Annotated in this window: 19 protein-coding genes and 1 riboswitch; of the genes, 7 read left to right on the top strand and 12 right to left on the bottom strand. The window is 68.4% G+C overall.

The window, feature by feature from the left end:
- Positions 1-38: 38 nt before the first annotated feature.
- Entirely contained in the window at positions 39-1,037 is a 999-nt protein-coding gene (locus M1K48_RS14090) for a retroviral-like aspartic protease family protein (RefSeq protein WP_249503818.1), read from the bottom strand.
- Positions 1,038-1,233: 196 nt separating this feature from the next.
- Here M1K48_RS14090 and M1K48_RS14085 point away from each other — a divergent pair, with 196 nt between their 5' ends.
- The gene (locus M1K48_RS14085; protein ID WP_249503817.1) at positions 1,234-1,863 is read left to right on the top strand and encodes a PilZ domain-containing protein; all 630 of its coding nucleotides are present in this window, start codon (positions 1,234-1,236) and stop codon (positions 1,861-1,863) included.
- 40 nt (positions 1,864-1,903) lie between these two features.
- Here the strand turns inward: M1K48_RS14085 and M1K48_RS14080 are convergent, their stop codons facing one another.
- A complete protein-coding gene (locus M1K48_RS14080) occupies positions 1,904-2,317 on the bottom strand; it encodes a PilZ domain-containing protein (RefSeq protein WP_249503816.1) in 414 nt (137 codons plus the stop codon).
- 41 nt (positions 2,318-2,358) lie between these two features.
- Between M1K48_RS14080 and M1K48_RS14075 the strand changes: the two genes are divergently transcribed.
- A complete protein-coding gene (locus M1K48_RS14075; protein WP_249503815.1) occupies positions 2,359-2,985 on the top strand; it encodes a phosphatase PAP2 family protein in 627 nt (208 codons plus the stop codon).
- Here M1K48_RS14075 and M1K48_RS14070 read toward each other — a convergent pair.
- From M1K48_RS14070 to gcvT, 8 genes are read right to left on the bottom strand one after another with little or no spacing between them, the layout of a single operon-like run.
- Positions 2,954-3,553, bottom strand: coding sequence for a DUF938 domain-containing protein (locus M1K48_RS14070; RefSeq protein ID WP_249503814.1), 600 nt, complete (start codon positions 3,551-3,553; stop codon positions 2,954-2,956). The two genes, M1K48_RS14075 and M1K48_RS14070, sit on opposite strands and share 32 nt — an antisense overlap.
- Positions 3,550-4,011 carry an ABA4-like family protein gene (locus M1K48_RS14065; RefSeq protein ID WP_249503813.1) on the bottom strand — a complete coding sequence of 154 codons (462 nt, stop codon included), beginning with the start codon at positions 4,009-4,011 and terminating at the stop codon, positions 3,550-3,552. The genes M1K48_RS14070 and M1K48_RS14065 overlap by 4 nt, the downstream gene beginning before the upstream one ends.
- A 9-nt stretch (positions 4,012-4,020) precedes the next feature.
- On the bottom strand, positions 4,021-4,506 hold the full coding sequence (locus M1K48_RS14060; RefSeq protein ID WP_249503812.1) for a CcdC protein domain-containing protein: 486 nt from the start codon (positions 4,504-4,506) through the stop codon (positions 4,021-4,023).
- 26 nt (positions 4,507-4,532) lie between these two features.
- Complete coding sequence (gene gcvPB, locus M1K48_RS14055; protein ID WP_249503811.1) at positions 4,533-6,149, bottom strand: aminomethyl-transferring glycine dehydrogenase subunit GcvPB; 1,617 nt, start codon at positions 6,147-6,149, stop codon at positions 4,533-4,535.
- Positions 6,146-7,507: an aminomethyl-transferring glycine dehydrogenase subunit GcvPA gene (gene gcvPA / locus M1K48_RS14050; protein WP_249503810.1), complete on the bottom strand. Its 1,362-nt coding sequence runs from the start codon at positions 7,505-7,507 to the stop codon at positions 6,146-6,148. Before gcvPA ends, gcvPB begins: the two co-directional genes overlap by 4 nt.
- Positions 7,507-8,250, bottom strand: coding sequence for a class I SAM-dependent methyltransferase (locus M1K48_RS14045; protein ID WP_249503809.1), 744 nt, complete (start codon positions 8,248-8,250; stop codon positions 7,507-7,509). The genes gcvPA and M1K48_RS14045 overlap by 1 nt, the downstream gene beginning before the upstream one ends.
- Before the next feature lie 28 nt (positions 8,251-8,278).
- Positions 8,279-8,650 carry a glycine cleavage system protein GcvH gene (gene gcvH, locus M1K48_RS14040; RefSeq protein ID WP_249503808.1) on the bottom strand — a complete coding sequence of 124 codons (372 nt, stop codon included), beginning with the start codon at positions 8,648-8,650 and terminating at the stop codon, positions 8,279-8,281.
- Positions 8,647-9,789 (bottom strand): glycine cleavage system aminomethyltransferase GcvT, encoded by a 1,143-nt coding sequence (gcvT, locus tag M1K48_RS14035; RefSeq protein ID WP_406696870.1) that lies wholly within the window; start codon positions 9,787-9,789, stop codon positions 8,647-8,649. The genes gcvH and gcvT overlap by 4 nt, the downstream gene beginning before the upstream one ends.
- Positions 9,790-9,956: 167 nt before the next feature.
- Positions 9,957-10,048: riboswitch (glycine riboswitch) on the bottom strand.
- Between the two features lie 147 nt (positions 10,049-10,195).
- Between gcvT and M1K48_RS14030 the strand changes: the two genes are divergently transcribed.
- Positions 10,196-11,458, top strand: coding sequence for a vanadium-dependent haloperoxidase (locus M1K48_RS14030; RefSeq protein WP_249503806.1), 1,263 nt, complete (start codon positions 10,196-10,198; stop codon positions 11,456-11,458).
- Between the two features lie 44 nt (positions 11,459-11,502).
- Positions 11,503-11,835 (top strand): hypothetical protein, encoded by a 333-nt coding sequence (locus tag M1K48_RS14025; RefSeq protein ID WP_249503805.1) that lies wholly within the window; start codon positions 11,503-11,505, stop codon positions 11,833-11,835.
- A gap of 7 nt (positions 11,836-11,842) precedes the next feature.
- On the opposite strand, the gene M1K48_RS14020 is transcribed toward M1K48_RS14025, so the two are convergent.
- Positions 11,843-12,484, bottom strand: a complete 642-nt coding sequence (locus M1K48_RS14020) for a hypothetical protein (RefSeq protein ID WP_249503804.1) — start codon at positions 12,482-12,484, stop codon at positions 11,843-11,845.
- Between the two features lie 50 nt (positions 12,485-12,534).
- Here M1K48_RS14020 and ispH point away from each other — a divergent pair, with 50 nt between their 5' ends.
- Positions 12,535-13,491, top strand: a complete 957-nt coding sequence (gene ispH / locus M1K48_RS14015) for a 4-hydroxy-3-methylbut-2-enyl diphosphate reductase (RefSeq protein WP_249503803.1) — start codon at positions 12,535-12,537, stop codon at positions 13,489-13,491.
- Positions 13,492-13,530: 39 nt separating this feature from the next.
- On the top strand, positions 13,531-13,977 hold the full coding sequence (gene rnhA, locus M1K48_RS14010; RefSeq protein WP_249503802.1) for a ribonuclease HI: 447 nt from the start codon (positions 13,531-13,533) through the stop codon (positions 13,975-13,977).
- On the opposite strand, the gene M1K48_RS14005 is transcribed toward rnhA, so the two are convergent.
- Complete coding sequence (locus tag M1K48_RS14005) at positions 13,974-15,056, bottom strand: NAD(P)/FAD-dependent oxidoreductase (RefSeq protein WP_249503801.1); 1,083 nt, start codon at positions 15,054-15,056, stop codon at positions 13,974-13,976. The two genes, rnhA and M1K48_RS14005, sit on opposite strands and share 4 nt — an antisense overlap.
- A gap of 146 nt (positions 15,057-15,202) precedes the next feature.
- Here M1K48_RS14005 and cpaB point away from each other — a divergent pair, with 146 nt between their 5' ends.
- Complete coding sequence (cpaB, locus tag M1K48_RS14000; RefSeq protein ID WP_249503800.1) at positions 15,203-16,246, top strand: Flp pilus assembly protein CpaB; 1,044 nt, start codon at positions 15,203-15,205, stop codon at positions 16,244-16,246.
- Position 16,247 lies beyond the last annotated feature (1 nt).

Below are 16,247 nucleotides of genomic sequence, written 5' to 3'. Positions count from 1 at the left end.
CCCTTCCGAAACGGCGCCTTTTGCCGGCCCCGGTCTGTCTAGGTGCCGCGCTTGCGCTGCTGGTTCTCGGCGAAGCGGCCTGCCCGGCCGGCGGGGGCGGGCATGACGAAGCGCAGTTTCCTGGCCGGCATGTCGATGGTCAGGCTGTCGAAGGCGTGCAGCGCGTTCATCCCGAGCAGCAGCGCCGGGCGGTCGCTGATCCCCATCGCCTTGAAGGTGTGTGCTTCGGCAAAGGCGATCCCGAGGCCTTCCAGCACCACGCCGCCGACGTCGAGCCGCCGCGCCATCATGTAGCTGGCCGGGAGGGTCGAGCCGGTGACCGAGCCGAGGATGATCGGCTTCTCACCGCTGAGGCGTCCCTTGCGGTCGAGCGCGCGGCGCAACGCCGCATTGCCGACCGACACTTCGCTGCCGGTGTCGAGCACAACCGTCAGCCGCTGGCCGTCGAGTTCGGCTTCGGTGACGATCAATCGGCCCGAGCGGCGGCGCGCTTCGACCACGATAGTGTTGGCGTCGCTTCCGCCCGACCGGTTGCGGGTCGACGGGGTGATCGACAGCTGACGCTGGCGAAAGTCGAAACGCACCAGCGCCGAACGCAGCACGTCGGTGCCGAGGATGCCGTCCGCGCCGAAATGGTCGGCATCGAGCAGGGGGGCGGTGACGTCGGGCAAGGTGCGCGAAGCGACCTGCATCCCGCGCAGCGAGGCGGTGTTGACCCGGCTCGCGCCACTGACGCTGTGCAGCACCGCGTCGCGCCCGGCCGGAAGCTTGAGCCTGGTCGCCAGCTGGCGCGATACCGCGCTGCGATCGGCGGCAGTGTCAACTAGGAAGCGGAACGGCCCCTGTGCCCCGACCGCAATTTCGACGGTCAGCCGAAGGTCGGGCAGGCGCTGGAGCTGTAATACCTCCGCGCCGGCTTGGGCGGGTTCGGCCGGCGCGTTGGTCGCCTCCAGCCGGGTGACGGCCGGGCCGAAGGTGGAAGGTTGCGCCTGACCGGGAGCAAGGGCGAGAGCGGCGGCGGTGAGAGCCAGGTGCATCTGCGTTTTCCAATCGGCTGCGTGGGCCGAGGATATACCTGTCCGGCGCTTCGGCCAAGCGATCGACCCCGCGACCATTTTTCGATCGCGATCGGGGCGGTTCAACCGCTTGGTAACTTCCGGGACCTAGAAACAATTTGTGGGGAATGACGGCGACGTACCGGTAACGTCGTCCGGGAGCTATAATGTGGATGAGATGCCCATTGAGACGACCCTCTATTCCCTCAGCGAGCGGGCGCCTGCGCCCGACGATCGCCGCGAGGGCGAGCGCCATCTGACGCTGTTCCGGGTCGGCACCATGGTGATCGACGACCGCCGCGAACTGTGCCTGATAAGGAACTTGTCCGCGGGCGGCGCGATGCTTCGCCTCTACAGCGAGAACATCAAGCTCGGCCAGCGGATGACCGTGGAACTGAAGTGCGGACAGCCACTGAGCGGCAAGGTCGCCTGGGTGCGCACGCCCAACCTGGGCCTGATCTTCGACGCGCCGGTCGATGTGGTCGCCATGCTGAGCCAGAGCGAGGACGGCCCGCGCCCGCGCATGCCGCGGATCGAGACCTCCTCCTTCTGCACCATCCGCGAGGGCGCGAGCATGATCCGGGCCCGGGCGTGCGACATCAGCCAGGGTGGGATCAAGATCGAGACCGATGCCCTGTTCGGCCGCAATGCCGAAGTGGTGGTCAGCCTGCCGGGCCTGCCGCCGCAGCCGGGCGTGGTGCGCTGGACCGTCGACGGTTGCGTGGGAATCACCTTCAATCGTCTGCTTCCGCTGCCGCAACTGATCGACTGGTTGAAGTCTCGCAACGGAGCGCGCAACGCGGCCTGAGGACTGGTCAGACGCGAACCCGACCAGCCTAGAAAAAATCTCAGTCGGACCGCGGATCGCGAGCGATCGGAACGCCCCATACCTTTTCGAGGCTGCGCTCGACCGACGTCATCGGCCTGGCGGCCAGGCCTGGGCGGCGGAACGAGGGGATCACGCGCGGGCGCGGGGTCGGCACGTGGCGAAGCAGGGCTTCGGGCGTCAACGGCACGTCGAAGTGGATGCCCGCGCGGTTCTGCGCGACCCATACCACTGTGCCGGGGACCTGGAGGTCGCCCTTGCGAAAGCGGATGGCCGATCCCTCGATCGGGAGATTGGGGCCTTCGACGAGGGCGCCATCAGCCGAAAGATTGCGCAATTTCACGTCCTGCGCCCGCTCCCCCGACGCGATGACGGCCGTGAGGAGAACATTGGCACGGCGCTGACGCCGATTCTGTACCGGGCTGCTTTCGTCCATCTTTTCGGAACTAAGGCATGGGGGTAAAAATTTGATTTAGCGTGATCCCGAGAATTCGCATCCTTCCGGCGCTGCTGCTTGCTGCGGCGACCGCCCTGTTCCTGCTGCTCGAGTGGATCGGCGGGGCGACCTACCCGCTCGACCTTGCCGCCATCCGCGCCGCGGGGCCTTGGCGGGAAGCGCATCCGCAGGCCGCCGGCATCCTCATCCTCTATACACATCTGGGCAGCGCCTATGCCCTGCTGACCATGACCGCGGCGGGCGCTTCGTGGCTGTGGTGGCAGGGGCAGCGGGCGCGAGCAGCGGCATTGCTGGTGGCCGTGCTGGGCGCGCGGATCGGGGTCGAGATCATCAAGGCCGTGGTCGACCGGGCCCGGCCGAGCCTGGAGGTCCACCCGGTGGTGGTCCACTCGCAGAGCTTCCCCAGCGGCCATGCCGCGAACAGCATGGCGACCTTTCTTGCGCTGGCCCTGTTCGTCGCGCCGGAACGCTGGCGCCGCCCGGCGGTGGCGACGGCAGTGACCGCGTCGCTGGCGATGGGCGCCACCCGGCCGCTGCTGGGCGTGCATTGGCCGAGCGATGTCCTGGCCGGCTGGATCCTCGGCGCGGCGGCGGCACTGCTGGGGTGGTGGTGGCTCAGCCGGCGAGGCGAACGAAGCGCAGCATGAGATTGTTGGCCGGCATCGCCCGGCGCTCGGCAAAGGCGAACCCCGCCCCGCGTACCTTGTCCGCAAAATCGGACAGGTCGCGGAGGCCATAGTCCGGGTCGCGCTCTTTCAGCGCGGCATCGAAAGCAAGGTTGGAGGGCGCCAGCGGCTCCCCCCTCACCCGCCATGGCCCGTAGAGGACCAACGGTGCGCCGGCCGGCAGCAGCCGCGCCGCGCCCGCAAGCAGCGCACCGCCCGTCTCGGGCGGCGAGATGTGGACGAGATTGACCGCGAGGATCGCGTCGGCCCGCTCCAGCGGCCAGGCGGCTGCGAGAACGTCGAGATCGACGGCGGGAAGCAGGTTGGAGCTCCCTTCCTCCTCACGCCAGGCGTCGATCGAGGCGCGTGCTTCGGGATCGGGGTCGCTCGGCTGCCAGCTGAGCGCCGGAAAGGCCGCGGCGAAATGGAGGGCATGCTCACCGGTGCCGGCGGCGATCTCCAGCACCAGGCCTGAGCGTGGCAGCCATTCCTCCAGCACCGCGCGGATCGGCTCGCGGTTGCGCAGCGCGGCGGGGCTCGATCGCTTCACGGCCTTGCGGCGGCGCGGGCGCGGCGCTCCCGGATGGCGAGCCACAGGAACAGGCCGACCGGTCCGGCAAGATAGGTCAGCACCAGGATCGGGGCCTGGGCCAAGCGGGAGAAACCTTTGTTGTCGGCGTCGCGGCTGATCCACAGCCCGACGAACAGGTCGAAGGCAAGGTAATGGGTCCAGCCGACCACGACCCCGGCATCGGTCATGAACAGCTTGCGGATGCCGCCGATGCTATAGTCCGACACGTCGAACGGCGCTGCGCCCGGGATTGCGCCCGGATCGACGACCTTGCCGACCAGCAGGACCAGCAGCACGGTGTAGATCAGGCAGAGCAGCCCGACACCGGCGTAGAGGATCGCCGAATAGGTCAGTGGCCGGCGCGGGGCGAACAGCAGCAACACCCAGCCGATCAGGGCGACGAGATTGGTGAAGCTGAACAGGGTTTGCCAGAACATCGCCCTGCCCTAGCCCCGCCGGGCGGCCGCCAGCAAGGCGCGGGCCCGCAACGCGATCTCCAGCCGGGTGACGGCAATCAGGCCGAAGATCGCCCCAAAGGCGAAATCGGTGAGGTTGAGAGTAACGCTCTCGGGTGCGCCGGGACCGATCCACAAGTTGGCGAGGAAGCGCAGGGCAACCAGCGAGACCAGCATCGTCACCGCCCAGCGCGAGCGGCGCACGAGGACCTCGCCGCTGGCCTCGTCGAAGCGGAGGATGAACAGCCGCCCGCGCCACCACCCCGCCGCCGCGCCGATCAACAGTCCGGCGCCAAGCAGCCCCAAGCCCCCCTTCCCCGGCGGATGGCGCGACAGGACGAAGGCAATCACCGCCAGGTAGAGCAGTGGGGCGAGCCACAGAAACCGACTCCGCAGCGGGCGCTCGGAATGCTTCCGCCGAAGCCGCCAGCCGAGCACCAGCGCGAGGGTGAGGAGCGGCCCGGCGACGTTGGTCACCAGGCCGTTCGGGTCCCAGGCGGGGGTCAGCGGTCGCCGACCTCGCTCGGGGTCGGTGCCTCGGCGGCGGCCGGCACCGGTTCGCGCCAGGCGACCACCGGCTTGCGCGCCGCAAGCGTCTCGTCGAGGCGGCGGCGGGGGGCGTAGACCGGCGCACTCTTGAGGCTGTCGTCCCCGGCCCGGCAACGTTCCGCAACCGAGCGCAACGCGGTGATGAACTGGTCGAGCGCCGCCTTGCTTTCGGTCTCGGTCGGCTCGATCAGCATCGCGCCGTGGACGACCAGCGGGAAGTACATGGTCATCGGGTGGAAGCCCTCGTCGATCAGCGCCTTGGCCAGATCAAGCGTCGAGATGCCGTCAGCAAAGCCCTTATCGCTGAACAGCGCCTCGTGCATGCACGGCCCCGAATGGGCGAAGGGCGCGTCGAGCACGTCTTCCAGGCTGCGCAGGATATAATTGGCGTTGAGCACCGCATCTTCGGCGACCTGCTTCAGCCCGTCGGCGCCGTGGCTGAGGATGTACGCCAGCGCCCGGGTGAACATGCCCATCTGGCCATGGAAAGCGGTCATCCGCCCGAAGCTCTGTAGCTTGCCGCCGAAATGCTCGGCCGAGAAGGCCCCGGCCTGCTCTTCCTCGACCAGATGAACGACGCCGTCGGCAGTCTTCGCGGTGTAGGGCAGCGGACCGAACGGCGAGAGCGCTTCCGACAGGACCACCGGGCCCGAGCCCGGGCCGCCGCCGCCGTGGGGGGTCGAAAAAGTCTTGTGGAGGTTGATGTGCATCGCGTCGATGCCGAGGTCGCCCGGCCGCACCTTGCCGACGATGGCGTTGAAGTTTGCCCCGTCGCAATAGACGAATGCGCCCGCAGCGTGGACCGCGTCGCTGATCGCCCTCATGTCCGGCTCGAACAGGCCGCAGGTGTTGGGGTTGGTGATCATCACAGCCGCCACGTCGGGTCCGAGCCGGGTCTTGAGCGCGTCCAGGTCGACCCGGCCGGCGTCGTTGGCCGGGATATTCTCTACCTTGTAGCCGGCGAAGGCGGCGGTCGCGGGGTTGGTGCCGTGGGCGCTTTCTGGAACCAGCACGACCGAACGGGGATCGCCGCGGGCTTCGAGCGCGGCGCGGATGCACAGAATGCCGCACAATTCGCCGTGCGCGCCGGCCTTGGGGCTCATCGCCACGCCGTGCATGCCGGTTAGGTCGATCAGCCAGAAGGCGAGCGTGTTGATCAGCTCGAGCGCGCCCGAGATTGTCTCGCGCGGGGCGAGCGGGTGGATGTCGGCGAAGCCCGGCAGCCGCGCGATCTTCTCGTTGAGGCGCGGGTTATGCTTCATGGTGCAAGAGCCGAGCGGGAAGAGGCCAAGGTCGATGGCGTAATTCTGGCGGCTGAGGCGGGTGTAGTGGCGCACCGTCTCGGGCTCGGTCAGGCCGGGCAGGCCGATGGGCGCGGAGCGGAGCACGTTGCCGAGGCCGCTGTCGCGCTGCGCGGGAGCGTCGATGTCGACGCCGGTGGTGTCGCTGTCGCCGATCTCGAAAATCAACGCTTCTTCCAGCATCAGCGCGCGGTTGCCAGTCACGGTGCCGGTGTCGGTAGCGCCCTGGACCGGGCTCGATGGCTTCCAGCCGCTCTGGTTGATGGTCACTTGACTGCCTCCGTCAGCGCCTGGACCAGCGCATCGATATCCTCGTCCGTCGCGGTTTCGGTGACCGCCACCACCAGCCCGTTCGCAAGCTGCGCTTCGTCCGGGTAGAGCCGCCCGAGCGACACTCCGCCGAGCACGCCCCGCTCGACCATTCGGTGCACGGCGGGCCGTGCCTCGACCGAAAGCTCGAGGGTGAACTCGTTGAAGAACAGGTCGTTGACCAGCCGTACGCCGGGGATGGCGGCGAGCTTGTCGGCGGCGACACGGGCGCGGGCGTGGTTGAGCTCGGCCAATTGCCGCAGCCCCTTCTCACCGAGCAGGGTCATGTGGATCGAGAAGGCCAGCGCGCAGAGCCCCGAGTTGGTGCATATGTTGCTGGTCGCCTTCTCGCGACGGATGTGCTGCTCGCGGGTGGAGAGCGTCAGCACGAAGCCGCGCTTGCCGTCGGCGTCGATAGTCTCGCCCGCGATCCGGCCCGGCATCTGGCGGATGTGTTTCTCGCGGCAGGCGAACAGGCCGACGTAGGGGCCGCCGAAGTTGAGGCCGACGCCGATCGACTGGCCTTCGCCTACGACGATGTCGGCGCCCATCTCGCCCGGGCTCTTGAGCAGGCCGAGCGCGACCGGCTCGGTCACCACCGCGATCAGCAGCGCGCCCTTGGCGTGGGCGGCGTCGGCGATCGGCTGGAGGTCGGTGACCCGGCCGAGGATGTCGGGATATTGCACCACGACGCAGCTCGGGCTGTTGGCCTCGATGTCGGCCAGCAACGTATCGATCTGCATGTCGGCGCTGAGCTGCGGCGCGCGGTCGGCCAGCGAGGTGCCGGTGAACTTCGCCATCGTCCGCGCGACCGCGACGTAGTGCGGGTGCACGCCCTCATGGATGATCGCGAGGTTGCGGCGGGTGATCCGCCCGGCCATTCCGATCGCTTCCCACATCGCGGTCGAGCCGTCGTACATCGAGGCGTTGGCCACCTCGCAGCCGTACAGGCGTGCGACTTGGCTCTGGAATTCGAACAGCACCTGCAGTGTGCCCTGCGCGATTTCGGGCTGGTAGGGCGTGTAGGCCGTCAGGAACTCGCCGCGCTGGATCAAATGGTCGACGCTGGCCGGGATATGATGCTTGTAGGCTCCGCAGCCGAGGAAGAAGGGCGCGTCCGACGCGGGCACGTTCTTGCGCGCCAGCGCGGTCAGCTGGCGTTCGACCGACAGTTCGGAAGCATGCATCGGCAGGCCGCGGATCGGACCGTCGAGCCGGGCTTCCTCCGGCACATCGCGGAACAGTTCATCGACGCTGCCGGCGCCGATGGTGGCAAGCATGTCGGTGCGATCGGTGTCGGAAAGGGGAAGATAGCGCATCAGGGCTTTCTCATGGTGAAGCGAAGGCGGATGTAGTCGGCGGTATTGCTGCCGTGGCGGCGGGCGACGGCGGCGGCGATGGCGGGGCGCTGGTCCTCGGGAACCTCGGCCCGGTCGAGCCAGCCCTTGCGGAAGGCGAGGACCCAGCCTTCGACGCCATGCTCAAGCTCGGTCGGGCGCTCGATCAGCTCGGCATCGACGTCGCGGAAGCCGACGCCTTCGTACAGTTCGGCGAACTCCTGCGGGGTCGGGTACCAGTTGGCGGCATAGGTCGGCGGGCCGAAGCCGCGTGTCACCAGCTCGTCATCGAGGTGGCGGCGAAGCGCGGCGAGATTGCCGTCGCCGCCCATCTCGCCGACGAAGCGGCCGCCGGGCTTGAGCGCGAACCAGATCGCACGGGCGGCGCGCTGCTTGTCCAGCACCCAGTGCAGGGTGGCGTTCGAGAAAGCCGCGTCGAACGCCTCGGAGAACTTGAGGTCGGCGGCGTCCATCAGCCGGGCGTCGAGGCCCTTGGCCTTGGCCGCGCCGATCATCGACAGGCTGTTGTCGATCCCAACCACTTCGGCGCCGGCTTCCTTGATCCGCAGCGTCAGCGTGCCGTCACCGCAGCCGACATCGAGGATTGTCTCGCCGGGTTGCGGCGCGAGCAGGTCGAGCGCGGCGGCGCCGAGCGCGGGGACGAACCCGCCGACGCGGGCATAGTCGGCCGCGTCCCAGCTGGAGGTGGAGAGGATGGTGGTCACACTTATCGTCCCGAGGTTGGGAGAGGGCTCAAAGCGTCTCGACCCAGGCGCGATAGGCGGCTTCGTCCATCAGGCCGTCGAGCTCACCCGGGTCGGCCAGGCGCAGCTTGAAGAACCAGCCCTCGCCCTCGGGATCGCTGTTGATGACCGAGGGATCGTCGGCGATCCCCGGATTGGCCTCGACCACTTCGCCGCTGGCGGGGGCGTAGACGTCGCTGGCGGCCTTGACCGATTCGACCACCGCGGCCTCGCCGCCCTTGTCGAGCGTCTTGCCGGCTTCGGGAGCCTCGGCGAACACGATGTCGCCGAGCTGGTGCTGCGCGTGATCGGTGATCCCGACGGTGGCGGTGTCGCCCTCGACGCGGATCCATTCATGGTCCTTGGTGAAATACAGGCTCATTGGCTTTTCCCCTTGCGATGATAGCGGTGCGGCACGAGCGGCATGGCGGCGACGGTCGCCTGGAACAGCTTGCCGCGCTGTTCGAGTGTCACGGCGGTCCCCGGCTCGGCCAGCGCGGTGGCGACGTAGCCCATGCCGATCGGTGCCTCGAGGGTGGGCGAGAAGCCGCCGCTGGTCACCCGACCGACCTCATTGCCTTCCGCGTCGAGGATTCGGGCGCCTTCGCGCACCGGCTGGCGGCCGTCGACGGTGAAGCCGATGCGGCGCTGGATGGAGCCTTGCTCAAGCTCGGCCTGGATCCGCTCGGCGCCGGCGAAACCCCCCTCGCTGCGGCGGCGCTTGCTCACGGCGAACAGCAGGTCGGCCATGACCGGCGTAGTCGTCTCATCGAGATCGTGACCGTAGAGCGGAAGCCCGGCCTCCAGCCGCAATGAATCGCGCGCACCGAGGCCGATCGGGCGAACCCGCTCGTCGCTGGTCAGAAGGTCCGCCAGCCGCTCCGCATGGCTATTCGGGACCGACAGCTCGTACCCGTCCTCGCCGGTGTAGCCCGACCGGCCGAACCCGAGCGCAACGCCTTCCCAATCGCGCGACGTTCCCTGCATGAAGGCGACTTCATCGCCGACTCCGGGCCAGATCTGCTCGACCACTGCCGCGGCCTCGGGACCCTGCAACGCCAGCAGCGCGCGATCCTCGAGATGCTCGATGACGATGTCGGCGGGCAGTCGGCGGCGGAGGTCGGCGATGTCGCCAGCCTTGGTCGCGCCGTTGACCACCATGTAATAAGCGGGCTCGCCCCCGGTCGGGGTGACGTTGGTGACCATCAGGTCGTCGATGATCCCGCCGCTGTCGTTGAGCAGCATCGAATAGCGGATTCGGCCTGGCTGAAGGCCGGTGATGTCGCCAGGAAGCAGCGTTTCGAGCGCCTGCGCGACGTTCGGGCCGCGCAGCATCAATTGGCCCATGTGGCTGACGTCGAACAGCCCGGCATGGGCGCGGGTCCAGCGGTGCTCGGCGATGATGCCTTCATACTGGACCGGCATGTGATAGCCGGCGAATGGCACCATCCGGCCGCCGCGGGTGCGGTGCCAGGCGTCGAGCGGCAAGGTGCTGATCGGGGTATCGAGGACGTCGGCCAAGGAACACACTCCTGAAGGTTCGCGCCCCCTGCCCACCGTCACCGGCGGCCAAGAAGCCCAAGCGAACCCCCGTCTGTCCCTCCTTGCCTGAGAGCTTTCCCCCGGTTTCCCGAGGTTACCCCTTCGGCGGCCACGGCCCTGCGGCCATGACGCTTTCCAGACAGCCTCGACCACGCGCGGTCCTTTTGCCTGAGAGATTCCGGGGGCGGTTGCTCCTTCGGCGCCCTGGTCGAGCCAGGGCCTCTCCCGCGCGAGTCGCCCGGCGTTGCCGCCGGACTGGCTGTCCCCGGCTCTAGGGGGAGGGGCCTGCCTGTCAACGCACCTTGAGGCGGGGTGTGAAGATTCCACGTGGGACGAGGCCGATCCCATGATAGCTTGCCGCCGCCATCATCAAGGGGACTCGACGATGCGCCTAACTTCGATGCTTGCTGCAACCGCGCTTGGCCTGGTCGCCGCTCCTGCTTCCGCCGACACGATCTGCGAATGGATGGACTTCGCGCAGAAGCAATTGCCGCAGGGACCTGCTCCGGCAATGGGGCTGACCCAGGCGCCGACCGGTGAGAACGACCATGCCCTGACCAAGGTCGCGCTGGCGATGTTCGAAGCGGTGAACGCGATCGATCATCGCTATCGTAGCTACGTCGGACTGGCGCCGGGCGCAGTCGTCGCCAACCAGCAGGCCGCCGCCATGACCGCTGCCATCCAGGTGCTGAAGGCGCATCCCGCAGCACGCAAGACCGAGCTTGAGGAAAGCTACGAGCTTGCGCTGGCGGGAATGCCCGACGGACAGGCCAAGCAGGCCGGCATCGCACTGGGGCAGGCCGCCGCCGCCGCGGTGCTGAAGCTGCCCGACATCGATTCGAAGATCGTCCAGGCGCCTTATCGCCCGCTGGTCATCCCGGGCCAATGGGTGCCCACCGCGCTTCCCGCTACCGGGCCGTATAGCATCGCTTACCGGCCGTGGGTACTGAAACGCGCGGACGAGGTTCGCCCCGCCCCGCCGCCGGCCCTAACCAGCGAACGCTACGCCCGCGACCTGGAGGAAGTGCGCCGGCTGGGCGCGCGGTCCAGCACCGAGCGGACCAAGGTCCAGACGCTGATGGCGCGCTATCGGATCACCAGCAACGAAATGCCGGCGCTACGGATGGTCGCCGACCAGGACGGTCGGCGGCTGGTCGACAATGCGCGGCTGTTCGCGCTTTACGGGATGCTGGTCGACGACCTGCAGATCGCCATGTCCGACGGCAAGCTGCATTACGGCTTCTGGCGCCCGATTACCGCGATCCGCAATGCCGACAAGGACGATAATCCCGCGACTCAGGCCGATCCCGGCTGGCTGCCGCTGATGAACACTCCCAACCATGCCGAATATCCGTGCGGCCACTGCCTCTATGCGGGCGGCATCGCTGAAATGATGACGACGGTCGGCGGCAAGGCGCCGGCGTGGGGCGTGCGGGTCGGGTCGATGTCGCTGCCCAACAGCGCGATACAGGTGCTGCCCGACTGGAACGAATGGGCCAAGCAGGTCAGCTTCTCCCGCACGCTGGGCGGGGTGCATTACCGCTTCAGCAACGAGGCCGGCGACGAAATGGGGCGCAAGCTGGCCCGGCTGACGCTGGAGCGGGCGCTTCAGCCGCTCCCCGCGTCCGAACTGAGACCAGCGTCGTGATCGGCAAGCGAATCATCGGAACGGTTGCCGCAGCAGGCTTTTGCGTGGCTGTCATCAGCGCGGTCGAGAAGCTGGGTCACTTCGCCCTCGGGGCGCCGGCCACGCCTGGCGAGGCGACGGCGGCGATGCATCTGTTCGTGCTCGCGGCCTGGGTGCTGGGGGTCGGCGTCGGCGGCTTCATCGGCACCGGCATTTCGAAGTGGGCCGGGACGGCGTGGATCGTCGCCGCGCTGGTGGTCGCCGGCGTGATCGCCAACGCGATGAGCTTTCCGCATCCCGTATGGCTGGTCGCGGCGGGGATCATATTGCCGCTCGCCATCGCCTGGACGATCGCCCATGGCCAGGCGACGGTCGGGCTACCTCGATCGGAGCTTTAGTAGGTGCTCAGCGGGTCGCGTTGTAGCGCAGCTGTTCCTGGGTCAGCTGGAAGCCGACCAGTTGCTCGTAGGTCGCGCTGGCGACGGCCGAGCGGATCTTCGGGTCCGACAGCGGATCGACCGCAGCGTCGGCGTCGCCGGGGCGGCGCACGCGGGTCAGTTCGCGCTGCACGTCGGCGGGAAGCGCCACCGCCGAACGGCTGACCCGGACCGTGGTCTGGCCGTTGGTCTGGGCCCGCAGCGAGCCGGCCGCGAAGTTCAGCGCAACGCCGCCAACCTTCTTGGCGATGATGTTGGTTCCGCCCTGCATCGCTACCGTGAAATAGGGCAGGACCACCTGGCGCGCGGCGCCGGCTTCGCGGCGCGAGGCGACCACGTCGAAGGTCGCGGTGCTGACCACATTGGCCGCATCCTCGGTACAGGTGGCGCGGACGTTGGTGATGGTCGCCACCACGTCGATCGCGCGGGCATCGCGGCTGGTCGCGGGATCGAACAGGGTGATGTCCCCGGTCGCGGCCGGGATCGCCACCTGCGGGCAGCCCGTCCGGGTGACGTAGACGCCATTGTCGGCAAGCTGTCCGTCGCGGGCGCAACCGGCGAGGATCAGGGCGAGCAGGGGCACGAGGGCGGCACGGCGGGACATGGTCATGGGGTCAGGCTCATAGGAAGCCCCTTCTTTCCAGGCAAGCGATGGCTTACATGGCCGCCATGCAAGAAGGCGCCAGCCCCCTCCACCTGATCATCGCAGCGCCGCGCGGTTTCTGCGCCGGCGTCGAACGCGCCATCCGCATCGTCGAGCTCGCGCTCGAGCGGTACGGCGCGCCGGTCTATGTCCGCCACGAGATCGTCCACAACAAGTTCGTGGTCGACCGATTGAAGGCGATGGGGGCGATTTTCGTCAAGGAAGTGTCGGAGGTACCGGACGGCGTGCCGGTGGTGTTCTCCGCCCACGGCGTCCCCAAGACCGTTCCGGCCGAGGCGCAGGGCCGCGGGCTCGACTATCTCGATGCGACCTGCCCGCTGGTCAGCAAGGTCCATCGCCAGGCCCAGCGGCTGATCGAGGCCGGGCGCCACATCATCTTCATCGGCCATGCCGGTCATCCGGAAGTGATCGGCACCTTCGGCCAAGTGCCTGACGGCGCCATGACCCTGGTCGAGACCGAGGACGACGTTCCACTGCTGCAGGTGGCCGACCCCGACAATCTGGCGTTCCTGACGCAGACCACGCTGTCGGTCGACGACACCGCCGCGATCGTCGCGGCGCTTCACCGCCGCTTTCCGTCGATCAAGGCGCCACGCGGCGAGGACATCTGCTACGCCACCTCCAACCGCCAGTCGGCGGTCAAGGCGATCGTCCCCCTGGTCGACAAGATGCTGGTGATCGGCGCACCCAACAGCTCCAATTCGCTGCGCTTGGCCGAAGTCGCCGAGCGCGAGGGCGTGCCCGCCCGGCTGATCCAGCGCGCGGTGGAGATCGACTGGGAGTGGCTCGGTTCGCCCAAGGCGGTCGGCCTCACCGCCGGCGCCTCGGCCCCCGAAGTGCTGGTCGAGGAAGTGATCGAGGCTCTGTCGGAGCGCTTCATCCTGACCATGGAAGAGCTGAAGCACGTCCCCGAAGGCCTGACCTTCAAGCTTCCGCGCGAGCTGGTCGCCTAGGGGCTTGCCTTCGCCGGTCCGGCCCCGCATCGGCGCGCCATGACCGAGCTTCCCCAAGTCGAGATGTTCACCGATGGCGCCTGCAAGGGCAATCCCGGCCCCGGCGGCTGGGGCGTGCTGATCCGCATGGGGGAGCGCGAGAAGGAACTGTCGGGGGCCGAAAATCCCAGCACCAACAACCGGATGGAACTGATGGCCGCGATCAGCGGGCTTCAGGCGCTTAACCGCCCCTGCCGGGTGACGCTTTCGACCGACAGCATGTACGTCAAGGACGGCATCACCAAGTGGGTCCACAACTGGCGCCGCAACGGCTGGCGCACCGCCGACAAGAAGCCGGTCAAGAATGCCGAGCTGTGGCAGGCGCTGTGCGCGGCGGTCGAGCCGCACCAGATCACCTGGAAGTGGGTGAAGGGTCACGCCGGCCACGAAGAGAATGAGCGGGTCGACCAGCTCGCCTGCGCCGCGGCCGAGAGCGTTCGCGGCTAGGCCGTCCCTATGGCGAATCGCGCGGGATCGTAGACCGCCGGATCGACGCCCTCGGGCATCGCCCCTTCTCCCAGCAGCAGTGCGGCCCCCAGTCGTGCCGCGGCCGGTGCGGTCTGGATCCCGAATCCGCCCTGGCCGACGCACCAGAAGAAGTCGGGGTCGTCCGAGGCGAAGCCAATCGCCGGCACCCGGTCGGGGGTGAAGGTGCGAAGCCCGGCCCAGCGCCGCTCGACCTTCTCGACCGGCCAATCGACTACCTTCTGGAAGCGGTTGATCGCGGTGGCGACATCGATTTCCTCGGGCGCGGCATCGCAGGGCGCGCAATCGATCTCGTCGTGCGGGCTGAGCCACAGCGATGAATCGCCTTCACCCTTGAAGTAGAAACTGCCGTCGGCGGCGACCACCAGCGGCAGCCGGGCAAGGCCGCTCCGCCCGACCCGCAGCTGCACCATGGTCCGGCGCTTGGGGACGAGGCCGAGCGGCGCGATTCCGAACGCCCCGGCGAGCTGATCGCCCCACGCTCCCGCAGCGTTGACGATGCAATCGGCGACCAGGCTGCTGCCATCCTCCAGCCGGACCGACCAGCCGCCGCCGGACAGGCGCTCCCCGCACGCCACTCGCGCATCGGTGCGCACGTCGCCCCCGGCCCGCCGGGTGGCGGCGAGACAGTCGGCGTGTAGGCTGGCGACATCGATGTCGGCGAGCGAGGGTTCGTCGGCGCCCTGCATCCATTCCGGTGCGAGTCCGGGCAACAAACGCTCGAGCTGCAAACGGTCCAACGGGTGGGTCGTCACCCCTTCGACGAGCTCAATCGGCTCTCCCTCACGAGCGAGGTGGATGGCGCCGCGCGGTGACAGATAGCCGCCCTCGTCCAGCAGCGGGCGGCTGGTACGGCTGAGCGGAGCGACCAACGGGCCGCCATAGCCTTCGTGCCAGAAAGCGGCGGAGCGTCCGGTGCTGTGATAGCCGGGATGCGCTTCCGCCTCGACCAGCAGGGTCCGGCGCCGGCCGGCGACTTCCGCCGCAAGGCTGGCGCCCGCGATGCCCGCCCCGACGATCAAGATTTCGACCCTGCTCATGAAGGCAGCCGATTACGGCCTGCCGAGGCCCCTCGTCCAGTGCCGGCGACGCGCTCGTTGCCCGAACCATATCTTAACCATTTTGGCCGATTTGTTCTGCATTCGAAGGGTTTCCTACGGGTTGTGAGGAAGGGGCGGGTGTCGCCATGGATGTGAAGAAGATTGCACTCCTGTTGGGGGCGTTGCTGGTTGCAGCAGTGACGGCCGTGATGGCCAAGAACATGTTCACCGGCGCGTCCGCTCCGAAGGCCGAGGCGGCAGCTGTGCCGATGGGCCCCAAGGTGCTGGTCGCCCGAAAGCCTCTTCCGGTCGGCGCGATGGTCGATGCCGAAAGCTTTGCCTATCAGCCCTGGCCGGCCGAATTGATCCAGCAGGCCTATTATACCGAAGGCGGCCCTGACGCCGACGTGTCCAAGCTGATCGGCACGGTGGTTCGCAATGCGATCACCGCCGGCCAGCCGGTCACCCGCGGTTCGCTGGTCGGCCCGCAGGATCGCGGCTTCCTTGCCGCCGCCCTGACCCCGGGAATGCGCGCCATCACGGTGTCGGTGAACGACATCGCGGGCGTTGCCGGCTTCATCTTCCCGGGCGACCGGGTCGACATGGTGCTGTCGCAGACCGTCACCGGCGGCGGCGACGGCCCGCCGCTCAAGGTGTCCGAGACGATCATCCGCAACCTGCGGGTACTCGCCACCGGCCAGGCCACCAGCCGCCAGGGCGAGGACGGCAAGCCGATCGTCCAAAGCTTCGGCAACGTCACCTTCGAGGTCACTCCCAAGCTTGCGGAGAAGATCTCGGTCGCCCAGAGCCTGGGCCAGCTCAGCCTCACGCTGCGCAGCATCGCCGACAACCAGGCCGAGCTCGAGCGGATGGTGTCGACCGGTCAGGTCAAGGTCCCGGCCGGCGCCAGCCCGGCGGAAGAGCGCCGCATCCTGATGGCGATGGCCAGCCAGCCGATCGACAATTCGCCAACCTTTGCCACCGGCGGTGACGTGTCGCGCTTCCAGCGCCGCTCGGTTCCGGCCCGGTCGGCCAGCAATGGCGGTGGCAACGGCGCAACGGTCATGGTCGCTCCGGCGCCCCAGGCACCGGCACCGGCCCCAAGCGCTGCTCCGTCCGGTCCGGTCGGACCGAGCGTCCGCATCGCCCGCGGCAACAATGTCAGCTTCGTTCCAGTGGGGGCTCGCTAAG

This window comes from Sphingomonas glaciei, assembly GCF_023380025.1.
GTDB classification, from domain to species: Bacteria; Pseudomonadota; Alphaproteobacteria; order Sphingomonadales; family Sphingomonadaceae; genus Sphingomicrobium; species Sphingomicrobium glaciei.
Note: the sequence above shows the minus strand (reverse complement) of the source record. Positions and strands in the feature narration are given on the sequence as shown.

Excerpts from the sequence above, each read along its gene's own strand:
- M1K48_RS14030 (WP_249503806.1), top strand. The coding sequence starts at position 10,196 with ATGCGCCTAACTTCGATGCTTGCTGCAACCGCGCTTGGCCTGGTCGCC.
- gcvH (WP_249503808.1), bottom strand. The coding sequence starts at position 8,650 with ATGAGCCTGTATTTCACCAAGGACCATGAATGGATCCGCGTCGAGGGC.
- M1K48_RS14085 (WP_249503817.1), top strand. The coding sequence starts at position 1,234 with ATGCCCATTGAGACGACCCTCTATTCCCTCAGCGAGCGGGCGCCTGCG.
- M1K48_RS14020 (WP_249503804.1), bottom strand. The coding sequence starts at position 12,484 with ATGACCATGTCCCGCCGTGCCGCCCTCGTGCCCCTGCTCGCCCTGATC.
- gcvPA (WP_249503810.1), bottom strand. The coding sequence starts at position 7,507 with ATGCGCTATCTTCCCCTTTCCGACACCGATCGCACCGACATGCTTGCC.
- ispH (WP_249503803.1), top strand. The coding sequence starts at position 12,535 with ATGGCCGCCATGCAAGAAGGCGCCAGCCCCCTCCACCTGATCATCGCA.
- M1K48_RS14090 (WP_249503818.1), bottom strand. The coding sequence starts at position 1,037 with ATGCACCTGGCTCTCACCGCCGCCGCTCTCGCCCTTGCTCCCGGTCAG.
- rnhA (WP_249503802.1), top strand. The coding sequence starts at position 13,531 with ATGACCGAGCTTCCCCAAGTCGAGATGTTCACCGATGGCGCCTGCAAG.
- cpaB (WP_249503800.1), top strand. The coding sequence starts at position 15,203 with ATGGATGTGAAGAAGATTGCACTCCTGTTGGGGGCGTTGCTGGTTGCA.
- M1K48_RS14005 (WP_249503801.1), bottom strand. The coding sequence starts at position 15,056 with ATGAGCAGGGTCGAAATCTTGATCGTCGGGGCGGGCATCGCGGGCGCC.
- M1K48_RS14080 (WP_249503816.1), bottom strand. The coding sequence starts at position 2,317 with ATGGACGAAAGCAGCCCGGTACAGAATCGGCGTCAGCGCCGTGCCAAT.
- M1K48_RS14065 (WP_249503813.1), bottom strand. The coding sequence starts at position 4,011 with ATGTTCTGGCAAACCCTGTTCAGCTTCACCAATCTCGTCGCCCTGATC.